13 protein-coding genes are annotated in these 13,705 nt (G+C 56.9%); 5 read left to right on the top strand and 8 right to left on the bottom strand.

Annotation, left to right across the window (positions count from 1 at the left end):
* Positions 1-59 precede the first annotated feature (59 nt).
* Positions 60-1,433 carry an omega-aminotransferase AptA gene (gene aptA / locus J7J49_RS11345; protein ID WP_215092620.1) on the bottom strand — a complete coding sequence of 458 codons (1,374 nt, stop codon included), beginning with the start codon at positions 1,431-1,433 and terminating at the stop codon, positions 60-62.
* Positions 1,434-1,757: 324 nt separating this feature from the next.
* Between aptA and J7J49_RS11350 the strand changes: the two genes are divergently transcribed.
* The 5 genes from J7J49_RS11350 to J7J49_RS11370 are packed head-to-tail and all read left to right on the top strand — an operon-like array spanning position 1,758 to position 7,091.
* Positions 1,758-2,000 carry a hypothetical protein gene (locus J7J49_RS11350; protein WP_215092622.1) on the top strand — a complete coding sequence of 81 codons (243 nt, stop codon included), beginning with the start codon at positions 1,758-1,760 and terminating at the stop codon, positions 1,998-2,000.
* Between the two features lie 14 nt (positions 2,001-2,014).
* Complete coding sequence (locus J7J49_RS11355; RefSeq protein ID WP_215092624.1) at positions 2,015-3,538, top strand: sodium:solute symporter family protein; 1,524 nt, start codon at positions 2,015-2,017, stop codon at positions 3,536-3,538.
* 11 nt (positions 3,539-3,549) lie between these two features.
* The gene (locus J7J49_RS11360; RefSeq protein WP_064235350.1) at positions 3,550-4,401 is read left to right on the top strand and encodes a FadR/GntR family transcriptional regulator; all 852 of its coding nucleotides are present in this window, start codon (positions 3,550-3,552) and stop codon (positions 4,399-4,401) included.
* 18 nt (positions 4,402-4,419) lie between these two features.
* On the top strand, positions 4,420-5,694 hold the full coding sequence (locus J7J49_RS11365) for a Zn-dependent hydrolase (RefSeq protein WP_215092626.1): 1,275 nt from the start codon (positions 4,420-4,422) through the stop codon (positions 5,692-5,694).
* A gap of 2 nt (positions 5,695-5,696) precedes the next feature.
* A complete protein-coding gene (locus J7J49_RS11370; protein WP_215092628.1) occupies positions 5,697-7,091 on the top strand; it encodes an amidase in 1,395 nt (464 codons plus the stop codon).
* Here the strand turns inward: J7J49_RS11370 and J7J49_RS11375 are convergent.
* The 7 genes from J7J49_RS11375 to frdA are packed head-to-tail and all read right to left on the bottom strand — an operon-like array spanning position 7,088 to position 13,666.
* Entirely contained in the window at positions 7,088-8,479 is a 1,392-nt protein-coding gene (locus J7J49_RS11375; protein WP_215092630.1) for an AMP-binding protein, read from the bottom strand. The two genes, J7J49_RS11370 and J7J49_RS11375, sit on opposite strands and share 4 nt — an antisense overlap.
* A complete protein-coding gene (gene menC, locus J7J49_RS11380; protein WP_215092632.1) occupies positions 8,476-9,426 on the bottom strand; it encodes an o-succinylbenzoate synthase in 951 nt (316 codons plus the stop codon). The genes J7J49_RS11375 and menC overlap by 4 nt, the downstream gene beginning before the upstream one ends.
* Positions 9,426-10,286 carry a 1,4-dihydroxy-2-naphthoyl-CoA synthase gene (menB, locus tag J7J49_RS11385; RefSeq protein ID WP_215092634.1) on the bottom strand — a complete coding sequence of 287 codons (861 nt, stop codon included), beginning with the start codon at positions 10,284-10,286 and terminating at the stop codon, positions 9,426-9,428. The genes menC and menB overlap by 1 nt, the downstream gene beginning before the upstream one ends.
* A gap of 48 nt (positions 10,287-10,334) precedes the next feature.
* Complete coding sequence (gene frdD, locus J7J49_RS11390; RefSeq protein ID WP_215092636.1) at positions 10,335-10,721, bottom strand: fumarate reductase subunit FrdD; 387 nt, start codon at positions 10,719-10,721, stop codon at positions 10,335-10,337.
* A 2-nt stretch (positions 10,722-10,723) separates the two neighbouring features.
* Positions 10,724-11,119, bottom strand: a complete 396-nt coding sequence (locus tag J7J49_RS11395) for a succinate dehydrogenase/fumarate reductase transmembrane subunit (protein WP_215092638.1) — start codon at positions 11,117-11,119, stop codon at positions 10,724-10,726.
* 10 nt (positions 11,120-11,129) lie between these two features.
* A complete protein-coding gene (locus tag J7J49_RS11400) occupies positions 11,130-11,882 on the bottom strand; it encodes a succinate dehydrogenase/fumarate reductase iron-sulfur subunit (RefSeq protein ID WP_215092640.1) in 753 nt (250 codons plus the stop codon).
* On the bottom strand, positions 11,879-13,666 hold the full coding sequence (gene frdA / locus J7J49_RS11405; protein ID WP_215092642.1) for a fumarate reductase (quinol) flavoprotein subunit: 1,788 nt from the start codon (positions 13,664-13,666) through the stop codon (positions 11,879-11,881). Before frdA ends, J7J49_RS11400 begins: the two co-directional genes overlap by 4 nt.
* Positions 13,667-13,705: the final 39 nt, after the last annotated feature.

Below are 13,705 nucleotides of genomic sequence, written 5' to 3' on the forward strand. Positions count from 1 at the left end.
TTAAACTCTCTAAAATTTAGTTCAGTCGCTTTCGCCAACGAAGTCTATGCCCGCAGCTCTTAGGCCAAAGAATCCAAGGTGGTCGCCACCGCATCAAACAGCCGCTCTAACTCAGCCTCGGTGGAGCCAAAGGGAGGGCCAAACTGCAGGGTGTCGCCGCCATAGCGCACATAAAAGCCCGCTTCCCATAGCGCCATATGCGCATCGCGGGGGCGGATAATGGGATCGCCGTCCCGGGGCGTTAGCTGAATAGCGCCAGCCAGGCCGTAGTTGCGAATATCAACAATATGGTTGCGGCCTTGCAGGGCATGCAACTTTTGTTCAAAAGTGGGCGCAATGGCGCTTACCTGGGCAGGGAAGTTTTCACGCTCCATCATCTCAAGCGCCGCCAGCCCTGCCGCACAAGCCACCGGGTGGGCGCTGTAGGTGTAGCCATGAGGGAATTCTACGGCGTGCTGGGGGCCACCGGCGTGCATAAAGGTGTCGAAAATTTCGCTGGAAGCGATCACCGCGCCCATGGGTATTGCGCCGTTGGTGATCTGCTTGGCCACGTTCATGATATCCGGCGTCACCCCAAAGGCCTCGGCGCCGGTGGTCGCGCCACTGCGACCAAAGGCGGTGATGACTTCATCAAAAATCAGCAGAATATCGTGGGCGGTGCAGATCTCGCGCAGGCGATCCAGATAGCCTTTCGGCGGCACAATGACGCCCGCCGAGCCGGACATCGGCTCAACAATCACCGCGGCAATGGTGGAGGCATCGTGGAGCGCGATCTGATCGAGCAGCGCATCAGCAAGCTCGGCGCCGGTTTCGGCTTGGCCACGGGTGAAGGCATGGCCCGACTGAAGCGTGTGCGGCAGGTGCGTCACATCCATCAACTGGCCGTAGTGTTTACGGTTGCCGCCGATACCGCCCAGGCTGGTGCCGCCGATATTCACCCCGTGATAGCCCTTGGCACGGCCGATCATACGGGTTTTCTCGGGCTTACCTTTTAGCCGCCAGTAGGCCTTGGCCATCTTGACCGAGGTATCGGCGGCTTCTGAACCCGAGTTGGTGAAGAACACATGATCAAGCCCGGCAGGCGTCAGGCTAGCGACCTTCTCCGCCAGTTTGAACGCCAGCGGATGGGCAAGCTGGAAGCCGGGAGCAAAGTCGAGGGTGCCGAGCTGCGCCGACACAGCCTTTTGGATCTCTTCGCGATTGTGGCCCGCGCCGCATGTCCACAGGCCTGACAGCGAATCAAACAGCTTCCGCCCCTGGTCATCAATGTAGTAGCGCCCTTCCGCCCCGGCGATCACCCTCGGGTTAGCATGAAAATCGCGATTAGCACTAAACGGCATCCAGTAGTGCTGATTAAGTGCCGTTTTTGAAGGCGTATCTTCCTGAGAAGAGTGCGAAGTTTGAGACTTCGTTTTGCTTTTTATTCCAAACATGGTGTCCAGCTCCATCGTATGTGGCATGGCCTCAGCATGCGCCACTGAACACGTTTATAAAATTACCCTCTTCTTTTGTTCACGTTAGAGAATCTATACGTAATAGAGCCGCGTTGAAGATCTCTTAACCTTGACGTCGGTTAAAAAAGCACCTAATCATTATATTTATACGAATAAATACAACAAATCAGTGGAACACGCCCAAACAGTACTCGGCACCGATTACGTTGCTTCAACAAGCGATGTGATTCGTCACCGCACGCTGGAAATACTGCTCACAAATTCAACACAAACAGTTCAACGTAAATAAAGGGCTAACTCGCTATGAAATATTTAACCCCACTCAAGCTATCGATTTATGGCGGCATGCTTTTCAGTTTTTTTATGCTGGAAAGCCCCCTCATTATGTTAGCTAACCGTATAGAGCCCATGGTGATGGGTATCCCCTTTCTGTTGGTTTGGAACTTGTTCTGGTGGTTTGCGTTAACGGCGCTGTTTTTGGTGGCCTACTTCACCAACTGGGGCAGCCCCGTACCGACAACTGTTCACACCAATAAACAGCCATAGAAAGGGGATTAACCATGACCGGTAGTTTATTAATTATTGCGGCCTTTATGATTATCCCCTTGATGGTGGGGGTTTTATCGGCGCGTCAATCGCAAGAAACCAGCGAAGACTTTTTCGTTCAGGGGCGCGCCATGGGCAGTATCGCGGTGTTTTTCACCGTGGCGGCAACCTGGTGGAGTGCCTTTGCGTTCCTCGGTTCTAACGCGACCTTTTATACCAATGGGCCGGTATTTCTTACCGCGCTAGCCTGGAACCTGCTGTTTGGCTTTATGTATTACTGGATCGGCAAGCGGGTTTGGTTTTTAGGCAAGAGATTCAATTATTTAACGCCTTCGGATTTAATTGGCGACTTCTATAATAGCGAGGCGCTGCGCATTACCGTTGCCGCTATTACGCTGATATTTACCGTACCTTATTTGCAGATTCAGCTCACTGGCGGCGCCTATTTAATCGAAGTCGCCTCCGGTGGTTTGATTCCTTTCTGGCTCGCCGCACTGCTGTTCTACTTCATCATTATTATCTACGTTTGGATTGGCGGCATCCGCGCCATCGCCTGGACCGACGTTATTTACGGCGCCCTGCTATTCTTTGGCATGCTGTACGCGGGCTACTACATTTCCACCCAAGTAGGGGGGCCTGCAGCGCTATTTAGCCAGCTTCAGCAAACCTCTCCTGACCATCTCACCATGCCAGGACCTAACGGCACGATGGGCTACCCCATGTGGTTCTCGCTGTTTGCTATTACCGCTATTGGTGCCTTTATGGGCCCGCAAATCTGGCTGCGCATGTACTCGGTCAAACACGGCAAGCTGTTTAACTTAATGCCTTTTTTGCTGGGCTTGGCCGCCTTTGCTTATGTGGGATCGGTGCTGTCTGGCTACTCCGGCGTGCTACTTGAGCCCAATGTAGAAAATGCCGATCAAATCCTGCCCATCATGTTGATGGAGTATGCCCCCTACCTGCTTGCCTCGTTGATTATGGCGGCAGGCGCTTCGGCCGCGATGTCCACGGCTAACTCGCAGATTCACGCGGTTTCCACCGTGGTCACGATGGATATCTACAAACGCTATGTGAACCGTGAAGCTAGCCAGGCACGTATTGTTTATATCGGTCGTTTATCGCTGGTGGGTTTCTCTCTGGCGGCTTATATCATGGCGCTTACCGTACCCGGCGTACTGGTTACCATTGGTATTGCTGCATTGGCGGGCACCGCACAGCTGGTGATTCCCACCATCGGTGCCATCACCTGGAAAAAGGCCCACCCCACCGCTGCGCTCGCCGGGTTATGGGCTGGCGTTGCCTGCGTGCTATTAATGACCTTTGGCCCGTTAAGCGCCCCCTTTGGTTACCATGCAGGTATTTGGGGGCTATTGCTGAATGCCGTGCTGTTTGTTGGCCTAAGCCATACGCTGCACCGTCGCGATACAGCAGTAGTGGAAAGATTTACCCAGGCACGCTACGACTACGATGCTGAGTACCACCCTGAACGTTTGCCCGCCTATACCCAAGACGTTACCAGCAGCGCTAACCACAGATAAGGAGTGTGTTGATGACGCAAGCCCCTGTTACAAAAACAGTTTCAACCACTGGTTCAGCCTCAAGGCGTAGACCCAAACTCGCCGAGCTGATCAGCGACGATATCAAGCGCTGGATTGCCGCCGAGTCATTAGGGGAAGGCGACCGGCTACCAAACGAAAAAGCGCTGATGGAGCTTTACGGTAGCGCCAAGGCCACCGTGCGCGAAGCGCTCAAGATCCTTGAGGTTGAGGGGCTTATCACTTTAAAAACCGGGCCTAAAGGTGGCGCGGTGATCAACCAGCCAGGCATGGAGCCCGCCAGCCGCATGCTGCGCAACTTTCTGCATTTCCAGCAACTAAATGGCAAGCAGGTATATCAGTTACGCAAGCTATTGGAAGTAGAGCTTGCGGCGTCGGTGGTGGGAAGGCTCACCGAGCACGACTTCCAGCAGTTGGAAGCCAATATATCGGCCTGTGCGTGCTGCGGGGGCGAGGAGGATCATCGCCACCAGCGCTTTTTAGAGCTGGAGTTTCACCAACTGCTGGCCCGTGCCTGCCCTAACCCGTTACTCGCGTTTATGTGCCAGTTTTTAAACGACATGCTGCGTGATTTGGTAGTGATCAAAAAAGCATACGTGCCCGAGCGTAAGCAATTCGATCACGCCAATCAGGACTATCACCGACAGTTGATAGAGGCTTACCGCGCTGAAGATGCCCAACGGGTGCGTCAGGTAATGGCCGAGCATATGGCCGATGCCGAGCATCATATGGCCGCGCTGGAAGCGGAAATGGCTGAACAGATGCTGATCAGCAACGAATCTCCCAACCTTCAGAATCACCGTTCCAAGCTACACGACTTACCGACGGAAAATGCGTCCGTCTAATCTTGCGAGGAGAGTGAAATGAACACCTACGTTACACCAACCAATGATATCACCGACCTAAGAACCGACAGCGACCGCCTATGGGAGTCGCTGATGGAGATGGCCAAACTGGGCGCCACTCCCAAAGGCGGGGTCAACCGTCAAGCGCTTACCGATTTAGAACGCCAGGGCCGCGACTTGTTTATTCAGTGGTGTCGCGCCGAGGGCTGCACGATTCGAATTGATAATATCGGCAATATCTTTGCCCGCCGGGAAGGCAGCGACCCCAACGCCAAAACGGTCATGGCGGGCAGCCACTTGGACAGTCAGCCAACCGGCGGCAAGTATGACGGCTGTTTCGGCGTGCTCTCCGGCCTGGAAGTCATTCGCACCCTTAACCAGCACAACATTACGACGCAATCCCCCATCGAAGTCGTCGCCTGGACCAATGAAGAGGGCTGCCGCTTCCCTCCTTGCATGATGGGTTCCGGGGTATTTAGTGGTGTGTTGGAATTTGACGCCATGCTAGCGCGCACCGACGCCGATGGCGTCACGGTCAGCGATGCCCTGGATGCCATTCACTACCGCGGCAGCGATACGGTCTCGCCTAGCGAGATAAAAGCCTTCTTTGAACCCCATATCGAGCAAGGCCCTATTCTGGAAGACACCGACACGACTATTGGCGTGGTCATCGGTGGTTTGGGCCAGAAGTGGTTCGATTTAACCCTGACCGGGCTGGAAGCCCATGCGGGCCCTACCCCGATGAATCTACGCCGCGATGCCCTGATGGGCGCGGCAGAAGTCACCCAAGCACTCAACAGGATTGCCTTTGATCATCAGCCCCATGGGCGCGGCACAGTGGGCTGTCTGACCCTACACCCTGGTTCGCGCAACGTGATCCCTGGCCAAGTCAAAATGACCCTGGATATGCGCCACTGGGAACCTGAAGCCCTTATCGCAATGGGCCAGGCCGTGGCCGCCGCCGTTGAGGAAATCTGCCAACGTCACGGTTTAGAGTACGAGCTAACTCCCACCGCAGATTTTGCACCTGAACACTTCAATAAAGCGTGTGTTGATGCGGTTCGCCAAGGTGCGGAGAAACTCAATCTCTCGCATATGGATATCATCAGCGGCGCTGGCCACGATGCGATGTTTGTCGGCCGCGTGGCTCCCGCCGCGATGATCTTTATTCCCTGCAAGGATGGCATCAGCCACAACGAAATTGAGAGCGCCACACCGGAGCACGTTCACGCTGGCTGTAACGTGCTACTACACGCCATGCTTGAAGCAGCCGGTGTTGAGGATGGTGAATAATCATGGCCGACTCCTTTGAAACACTAACGGCCGTCGGCGCATTGGCTCGTTTCGGCGAGGGGTCGCTCTCGCCGGAGGCACTGGTCGAGGACTGCTTGGCGCGGATTGAGCGCGATAACCCCAAGGTCAATGCATTTACCTGCGTAAATGATGTAGAGGCTCGGCGCCTGGCCGCAGACTCGGCTAGACGCTGGCAGGCAGGCACGCCCTGCGGCCCGCTGGATGGCATACCCATTACCATTAAAGACCTCACCTTAACCAAAGGTTTGCCTACGCGCCTAGGGTCAACCACCACCTCGGCAGATGGCCCTTGGGAGGTAGACGCCCCGATCAGCCGCCACCTGCGCAACGCCGGGGCCATCGTGATTGGCAAAACCACTTCACCGGAGTTTGGCTGGAAAGGCGTCACCGATAACCCGCTGCACGGCATTACTCGCAACCCTTGGAACACTGAACTTACCCCAGGGGGCTCATCCGGTGGTGCAGCCGCAGCCGCAGCGCTCAATTTGGGTTTGCTTCACCAGGGCAGCGACGCGGGCGGTTCAATCCGCATTCCATGCAGTTTCACCGGCACCTTTGGCATTAAGCCCACCTTTGGCTGGGTGCCCCAATGGCCCGCTAGCGCCATGAGTACACTCTCCCACCTGGGGCCGATGACCCGCACCGCCGCCGACAGCGCGCTTATGCTTGGCGTGATGGCGCAGCCGGATGTGCGGGATGGCTATTCCGGCAATCCACTCGGGCCAGACTGGCTTACTCCGCCCCCTGCGGATCTGCGTGGCTGGCGCATCGCCTTTAGTGCTGACCTTGGCTATGTAGAGGTAGCCCCGGATATTGCCCAGCAGGTTGAGGAGGCCGTTGCCCATTTAGAAGCACTGGGCGCGACCGTAGAACGCGTGGATCCTGGCTTTAGCGATCCAATTAAAACGTTTAATACCCTCTGGTTTGCGGGCGCCACCCAAGCGATCGAAAAACTCAACGAACAGCAGCAGGCAGCGCTCGACCCAGGATTTCTGGATATTGCCAGACGAGGGCAGGATGTATCGCTTTCCGCCTACCTCGCCGCCCGGCGCGAGCGCAGCGAATTAACGGCACAGATGGCGGCGTTTCATAAGCGCTATGATTTGCTGGTCACGCCTACGATGCCCATTGCGCCCTTTGCCGCGGGCCACAACGTGCCGCCGGGTGGAACCTACCGCGATTGGATGGACTGGACGCCGTTTAGCTACCCCTTCAACCTTACCCAACAGCCCGCCGCATCGCTGCCTTGCGGGCTGGATAACAGGGGCTTGCCGGTAGGCTTGCACCTTGTGGCAGGCAAATACCAAGATCTAAAAGTACTGCATGCTGCCCAACTGCTGGAGCGCTACTTGCCACCACTAACGCCGCCCAACTAATGATTAGTCTGCTCCCGCGCCAGCTCAGCGAACTGTTTGCGGGAGGGTTTAAAACCCACCCCTGGCGGCCAGGCCAGGCAGGCGTCGGGCACCATAAAGCCGGGCAGTGCTTCGCGTACCCAGGCACTTAGCGCTGGTTCAGATACGGCCTCGCCGTGCCAATCGATAAACGCCACCGGGCGCTCCCCCCACTCGGGGTGGGGCACCGGTACCACCAACGCCTGGGCGATGCTAGGGTGGTCGACCAAACGCTGCTCAATACTTTCCGGCTGAATATTCTCGCCACCGGAGATAAAACCGTTATCGAGCCGCCCCTCCACCACCAGCGCGCCTTCCTTGGTGAAGTGCCCCTTATCGCGGGTGGCAAACCAGCCCTGATCGTTGAGCGCTGGATCAACCACGCCGTCATTCAAATAACCGCAGAACAGGGTCTCGCCGCGCAGCTGAATTTCACCGTCAACTATTCTGACCTCACGCCCCGGCAGCGGCCTACCGACAACGCCCGGCGCGGTGGGAATACCTGTGCAGACCTGGCTGGCCATTTCCGAGAGCCCGTAGCTAACCTTCGGCGTTAGCCCCAGTGATGTCATCTTCGCCACCAGCGGTGCGGGAATCGCCGCGCCGCCCAGCAACAGCTCGCGCAGCTGCGTGCGCTGGGGCGTAAAGCCCACTTTCAGCAGCCGCCAAAGCTGGGTCGGTACCAGTGAAAGGTGAGTGATTGACTGCTGTTCAAGGCGCGCGGGAAGCGTGTGTGGCTCCTCATCGAGAATCACCCGCCCACCGGCGAGAAAAACGCGAAATGGGATAGCGTAGCCACCGATATGAAACAGCGGCAGCGAGAGCAGCCAGCCACTGTTCTGATCAACAGGAATAAATGACGCCGAACCGCACGCCGAGGCCAAATGATTGGCCACACGATGCAACACTGCTTTGGGTGTACCGCTAGAGCCAGAGGTAAAAATGGTGTTGCACAGCTGGCGACCATCAAGCGATGGCGCCTCATCTGCTTCAGCTTCCGCCAGAAAATCGAGGGCAACCGGCGTTAGCTGTGCGGAGTAATCGTTGTCGCTTTCCGTTTGGCAAACCCGGCCAGCCTGCAAGCGCTTAGCTAGAGTGAGCTGCTGGGCAATAGGGAATGCAGTATTCAGCGGACAAAAAACAACCCCTGCTCGCAGGCAGGCCCACATCAGCAGCAAGGATTTAAGCGAGCCTTTGGCGGGTACAACTAACCGATCACCAGGCACAAAACCTTTTCGAGCCAGTTGCTGTGCTAAAGACGCTACATGACGACTAAGCGTCCGGTAACTAAGACGCACTGAGCCCGCTTCTATTGCGATATGCTCAGGGGACTCTTTTGCCCAATAGTGGATGGGGCAGGTGTCTATCACGCTGAATTTTCCATTTTAGAGAGACAGTGCAAGTTTTCTGTCATCACCTCGCCTGCGGTAGTGGCAACTCGCTCAGTGAACCAGTGCCCTGTATCCAGCCCCGGAGGCTCATCAGGCGCCCACTCGCTGGCCAACCGACTCAACAGCCCAAGGCCCAAGTCAGACTCAAAGCTGGAAGAGATCACTACCCGCAGGTTGCAGTCACTTGCCCGCTGAACGAGTGCTTCGCAAGCATTGAGGGAGCCAATCAGCGTGGGTTTGATCACCAAGGCTTTGATCTGTGGGTGACAGACCCACTCTTCCTGGCGCGATAGCGTCTCATCCAGGGCGATGGATACCCCCGTTGCCTCCGCCACGGCGATAGTATCGGCAAAGGCAGCGCAGGGCTCTTCCAGGTAGTCGATCTGTTTAAGGGGGAGTCGCATGCAGAAACGCTGGGCTTCTTCCCGTGTCCAACCGCCGTTGGCATCCAGAATCAGCTTCGTCGTGGGTAGCCGAATGGCGAACTGGTTAATCAGCGCCAGCTCCTCTGCCATGGCGTAGCGTGCCACTTTTAGCTTAAGCCTAAACGGCGGCAATGCCCCCCAACTCGCCACGATATTATCAAGCCCGAGCATCAATTCCCTGGGCACGCCCTGAAGCAGTGGATAGGGCGGCAAAGGCGCGGGAAGGTTGGCAGGCCATTGGCGCTGGGCGCAGTCGAACCCAAACTGCACCGACGGCAACGTTGGCGTTGCTTTCTCGCCACGCTGCATAGTTGCCAGGCAGGCCAGGCTTTCAGCTTCCGCATCAGCAAGGGTTTCGGTTGAGAAACCGGGCAGCGAGGCTATCTCGCCCCATTGCCCGTTGATGCACACCAACAGCCCTTCCCTGTTTACTAGCCGATTGCCTTTAAAGATCAGCGGCTGGCGGAACGGTAGGGAGTAGCGGTAGAGCGCCAGCTGCATTATGGATTACGCGGGTAGCGGGAAAAATCCGGGCGGCGCTTTTCGTTAAAGGCGTTGCGCCCCTCCTGCCCCTCTTCGGTCATGTAGTAGAGCATGGTGGCGTTGCCCGCCAGCTCTTGAAGCCCGGCCTGGCCATCACAGTCGGCATTGAGCGCAGCTTTCAGGCAGCGTAGCGCCATCGGGCTGTGCTGCAACATCTCTCGGCACCAGCGCACGCTCTCTTTTTCCAGTTCGTCGAGCAGTACTACATGGTTGACCAGCCCCATTTCCAGCGCCTGCGCAGCGCTGTACTGGCGGCATAGAAACCAGATCTCCCGAGCCTTTTTCTGGCCCACAATGCGCGCCATATAGGAAGCGCCGTAGCCGCCATCGAAGGAGCCGACTTTGGGGCCGGTTTGGCCGAAAACTGCGTTCTCGGCGGCGATGGTCAGGTCGCACATCATATGCAACACATGCCCACCGCCGATGGCGTAGCCCGCCACCATAGCGATCACCGGTTTGGGGCAGGTACGAATATCGCGCTGGAAATCCAGTACGTTGAGGTGATGGGTGCCCTCTTCATCCTGGTAACCGCCATAGTCACCACGGATGCGCTGATCACCGCCGGAACAGAACGCTTTATCGCCTGCACCAGTGAGAATAATCGCCCCAATGGCACTGTCGTGGCGGGCGCGATTAAGCGCTTGGGCCATTTCGCTCACGGTTAGCGGGCGAAAGGCGTTGCGTACCTCGGGGCGGTTGATGGTAATCCGCGCAATGCCATCGGCAGTGGTGTGATACAAAATATCCTGGTAGCCATCTGAGCGATCCTGCCACTCTACCGGCGCATAGAGGTCTGTTTCAGTGAGTCCGTTAATCATGACAATCTCTTTTTTTATCTGTCAGGGATAGTGATTACCACGCGCCGTTTAACCCAGCATGCCTGCCACGACCAAGCCTAACGCTAAAATGCTTAGCAGAGCGGCACCGCCATACATCAGCTTTTTATTGGTGGCGTCATTGCCCACACTGATATCAAACATCCCATGTCGTAAGCGGTGGGCGGCGTGGAACAGCGGCAGGCAAACCACCGCGCCAATAAACAGAAAGCCCGGCACGCTAAATAGCAGTGATGATGCTCGCTCATAGCTCAGTGCTTCGGCGGGCAGCAGGCCCAGGGGCAGTAAAACGGCGACAAACAGAATCACGGCGGGCAGCAAGACGGCAAAACAGACACCGCCTGCACTAAACAGCCCCCACCAGAGCGGTTCATCAAAGGCTTGTTTATGCTGTGTACCATGTTTACTAATGCTCATGCCTACACCCTCCCCAATGACCAGAAAAATAGCAGCGCAACCGCCACCACGCCTGCCCACTGCCCAGCAACAATGACCTGATCAGGCAGGCTATGCCCGGCGATACGAATCGGCATCACCCGTGGGAATAACACAAAGAAAGTAGCGGCGTGGAACAGGCTGGCGGCCAATGCTAGAAGATTTAGCAGCAGCACAATTGGCGAACCCATAAAGGCAATCCATCCCTGCCAACTCTCCGCCCCTTGCAGAAGCGCCACCATACCGGCGAGTAAACACAGCGTGAAAAACACCAGCGGCAGCACCGTGGCTTCGCGCAGCATATAAAGCTTAAAAAAGCGGTGTTTAAGCCACCAGTTGCGTTTCAGCGGTGGCAGGCGTTGCGATGATGATTTATCCATATTCATTCTCCTACCCTTTAAACAGCGCAATAAGCGTGTGTTTAGCCGCTTCGACCTTGCCCTGATTGACCGCTGCCGCTGGGTCAACGTGTTTGGGGCATACCTTCGAGCAGAAGCCCACAAAGGTGCAGCTCCATACGCCGTCGTGGCGGTTCAGCTCGGCCATGCGCTGTTTTTTGCCGTGATCGCGGCTATCTAGGTTGTAACGGTGGGCAAGCGTAAGCGCTGCCGGGCCGAGGAACTCTTGATTAAGCCCAAACTGCGGGCAGGCGGAGTAGCAAAGGCCGCAGTTAATGCAGTTGGCGAACTGTTTGTATCGGGCAAGCTGCTCCGGCGACTGTTGATAGGTCTCCGGCGCCTGCGGGTCGTAAGCTTTTACCGGGTTGTCGTCAATTAAGTAGGGCTTAACCGCGGCCAAATGCTCAAGGAATATCTCCATATCCACCACCAGATCCCGCTGCACCGGGAAGTGCGCCAGCGGCTCAATACGAATATCGCCCTGGTAATCGCGTAGGAAGGTTTTACAGCCGAGCTTGGGAATGCCGTTGACCATGACTCCGCAGGAGCCACAAATCGCCATCCGGCATGACCAGCGGTAGCTCAGAGTACTATCGAGCTCTTCCTTAATATGGTTGAGGGCATCCAGCAGTGAGGTGCTGTCATCCACAGGCAAGTCGTACGCCTGCCAGTAGGGTTCAGCCGAGCTGTCCGGCAGGTAGCGTTTGACGCTGATGTGCTTGGTAGTGATCTGATCGGTGCTCATGCCTTACTCCCCTTGCCCGCATCGCCATAGGCCCGCTCTGCCGGGGCGGAGAATTGCACATCAACGTCCTGCCAGCACAGCTCGGCATGGCCATCGCCCTGGTAAAAAACCTGGCTGTGCTTGAGGTAGTTAACGTCATCGCGCTTCTGCATGCCTTCATCCAGGCGCTGGTGAGCACCGCGGGATTCACGGCGTTCAAGCGCCCCTAAACAGGAGGCTTCGGCAATATCCAGGCCACACTCCAGCTCCAAACACTCCAGCAGCTCGGTGTTGAATATCTTGCTGGTATCGTTAACGCGAACCTGGTTAAAGCGTGCACGAAGCTGGCGCATGGTATCCAGCGAGTGGCGCATGCCCTCTTCGCTGCGGTAAATCCCGCAGCCACTCTCCATGGCTTGTACCATGGCATGCTTGAGCTCTACCCAATTTTCCCCACTACCTGTGCCGTCGCATAGCCGCAACAGCTTAGCTTGTTGGCGGTCGCCCTGGGCTTCCAGCAGGCGCTCATCGGCCCACTCGGTTTGCGCCGCACGCTTGCTTGCCTGCTCACCGGCCAGGCGGCCAAACACCAATAGCTCGGTCAGCGAGTTTGAGCCCAGGCGGTTGGCACCGTGCAGCCCCACCGAAGCGCACTCCCCGGCGGCGTAGAGCCCAGCGATGGAGGTTTCACACTGTGGGTTGGTTTCAATGCCGCCCATGGTGTAGTGCACCGCCGGGCGAATGGGGATGGGTTCTTTCACCGGGTCGACGTTGATATAGGCTTTGGCCAACTCGCAGATAAAAGGCAGGCGCTCAAGAATAGTCTTTTCACCCAGGTGGCGCAGGTCAAGATAGACCACGTCGCTGTCGCCAAACTTGCCGGTGCGGCCCGCCTGCTGCTCTTGCCAGAAGGCCTGGGAGAGTTTGTCCCGCGGGCCCAGCTCCATGTACTTGTTTTCCGGCTTGCCCAGCGGCGTTTCCGGGCCAAGGCCGTAATCCTGAAGATAGCGGTAGCCGTCTTTATTAAGCAGAATGCCGCCTTCGCCCCGACACGCTTCGGTAATCAAAATGCCGGAGCCGGGTAGGCCAGTGGGATGATACTGAACAAACTCCATATCCCGCAGCGCTACGCCGTGACGGTAGGCCATCGCCATGCCGTCGCCGGTGACAATTCCCGCGTTAGTATTGAAGCGGAACAGGCGCCCGGCGCCGCCGGTAGCGAGAATCACCGCTTTAGCGCGCAGCAGGGTCAGTTCACCGGTGGCTATCTGCAGGGCGATCACGCCAATCACAGCACCTTCATGAACGGCAAGATCGAGCACGAAGAACTCATCAAAGCGCTCGATTTCGGGGTATTTCAGCGAGGTTTGAAACAGCGTGTGAAGCATATGGAAGCCGGTTTTGTCCGCAGCAAACCAGGTGCGGGCAGTTTTCATGCCGCCAAAGCGGCGCACCTGTACCTGACCATCGTCCTTACGGCTCCAGGGGCAGCCCCAGCGCTCCATCTGCACCAGCTCTTGATAGGCATGATGAACAAAGTAATCGACGACGCCCTGCTCAACCAGCCAGTCACCGCCTGACACCGTGTCGTCAAAATGCGCCTGATGGGAATCCTCGGCACTAGTCACGGCAGCCGCCCCACCTTCCGCCGCCACGGTATGCGAGCGCATCGGGTACACCTTGGACAGCAGCGCAATGCGTTGCGGGGTGTTGTGCTCTTTGGCGTGCTCTGCAGCACCAATGGCAGCGCGTAAGCCTGCGCCACCCCCACCGACAATCACGATATCGAAATCTCGCTGCTGCATGACGCTTCCTTCCGTTAGCCAAGTCAAAGGTGGTGGTAG

The sequence above is a fragment of the Halomonas sp. ISL-56 genome (assembly GCF_018612805.1).
GTDB lineage: Bacteria > Pseudomonadota > Gammaproteobacteria > Pseudomonadales > Halomonadaceae > Vreelandella.

Coding starts and splice junctions, on each gene's coding strand:
- aptA (WP_215092620.1), bottom strand. CDS start 1,433: ATGTTTGGAATAAAAAGCAAAACGAAGTCTCAAACTTCGCACTCTTCT.
- J7J49_RS11350 (WP_215092622.1), top strand. CDS start 1,758: ATGAAATATTTAACCCCACTCAAGCTATCGATTTATGGCGGCATGCTT.
- J7J49_RS11355 (WP_215092624.1), top strand. CDS start 2,015: ATGACCGGTAGTTTATTAATTATTGCGGCCTTTATGATTATCCCCTTG.
- J7J49_RS11360 (WP_064235350.1), top strand. CDS start 3,550: ATGACGCAAGCCCCTGTTACAAAAACAGTTTCAACCACTGGTTCAGCC.
- J7J49_RS11365 (WP_215092626.1), top strand. CDS start 4,420: ATGAACACCTACGTTACACCAACCAATGATATCACCGACCTAAGAACC.
- J7J49_RS11370 (WP_215092628.1), top strand. CDS start 5,697: ATGGCCGACTCCTTTGAAACACTAACGGCCGTCGGCGCATTGGCTCGT.
- menC (WP_215092632.1), bottom strand. CDS start 9,426: ATGCAGCTGGCGCTCTACCGCTACTCCCTACCGTTCCGCCAGCCGCTG.
- menB (WP_215092634.1), bottom strand. CDS start 10,286: ATGATTAACGGACTCACTGAAACAGACCTCTATGCGCCGGTAGAGTGG.
- frdD (WP_215092636.1), bottom strand. CDS start 10,721: ATGAGCATTAGTAAACATGGTACACAGCATAAACAAGCCTTTGATGAA.
- J7J49_RS11395 (WP_215092638.1), bottom strand. CDS start 11,119: ATGGATAAATCATCATCGCAACGCCTGCCACCGCTGAAACGCAACTGG.
- J7J49_RS11400 (WP_215092640.1), bottom strand. CDS start 11,882: ATGAGCACCGATCAGATCACTACCAAGCACATCAGCGTCAAACGCTAC.
- frdA (WP_215092642.1), bottom strand. CDS start 13,666: ATGCAGCAGCGAGATTTCGATATCGTGATTGTCGGTGGGGGTGGCGCA.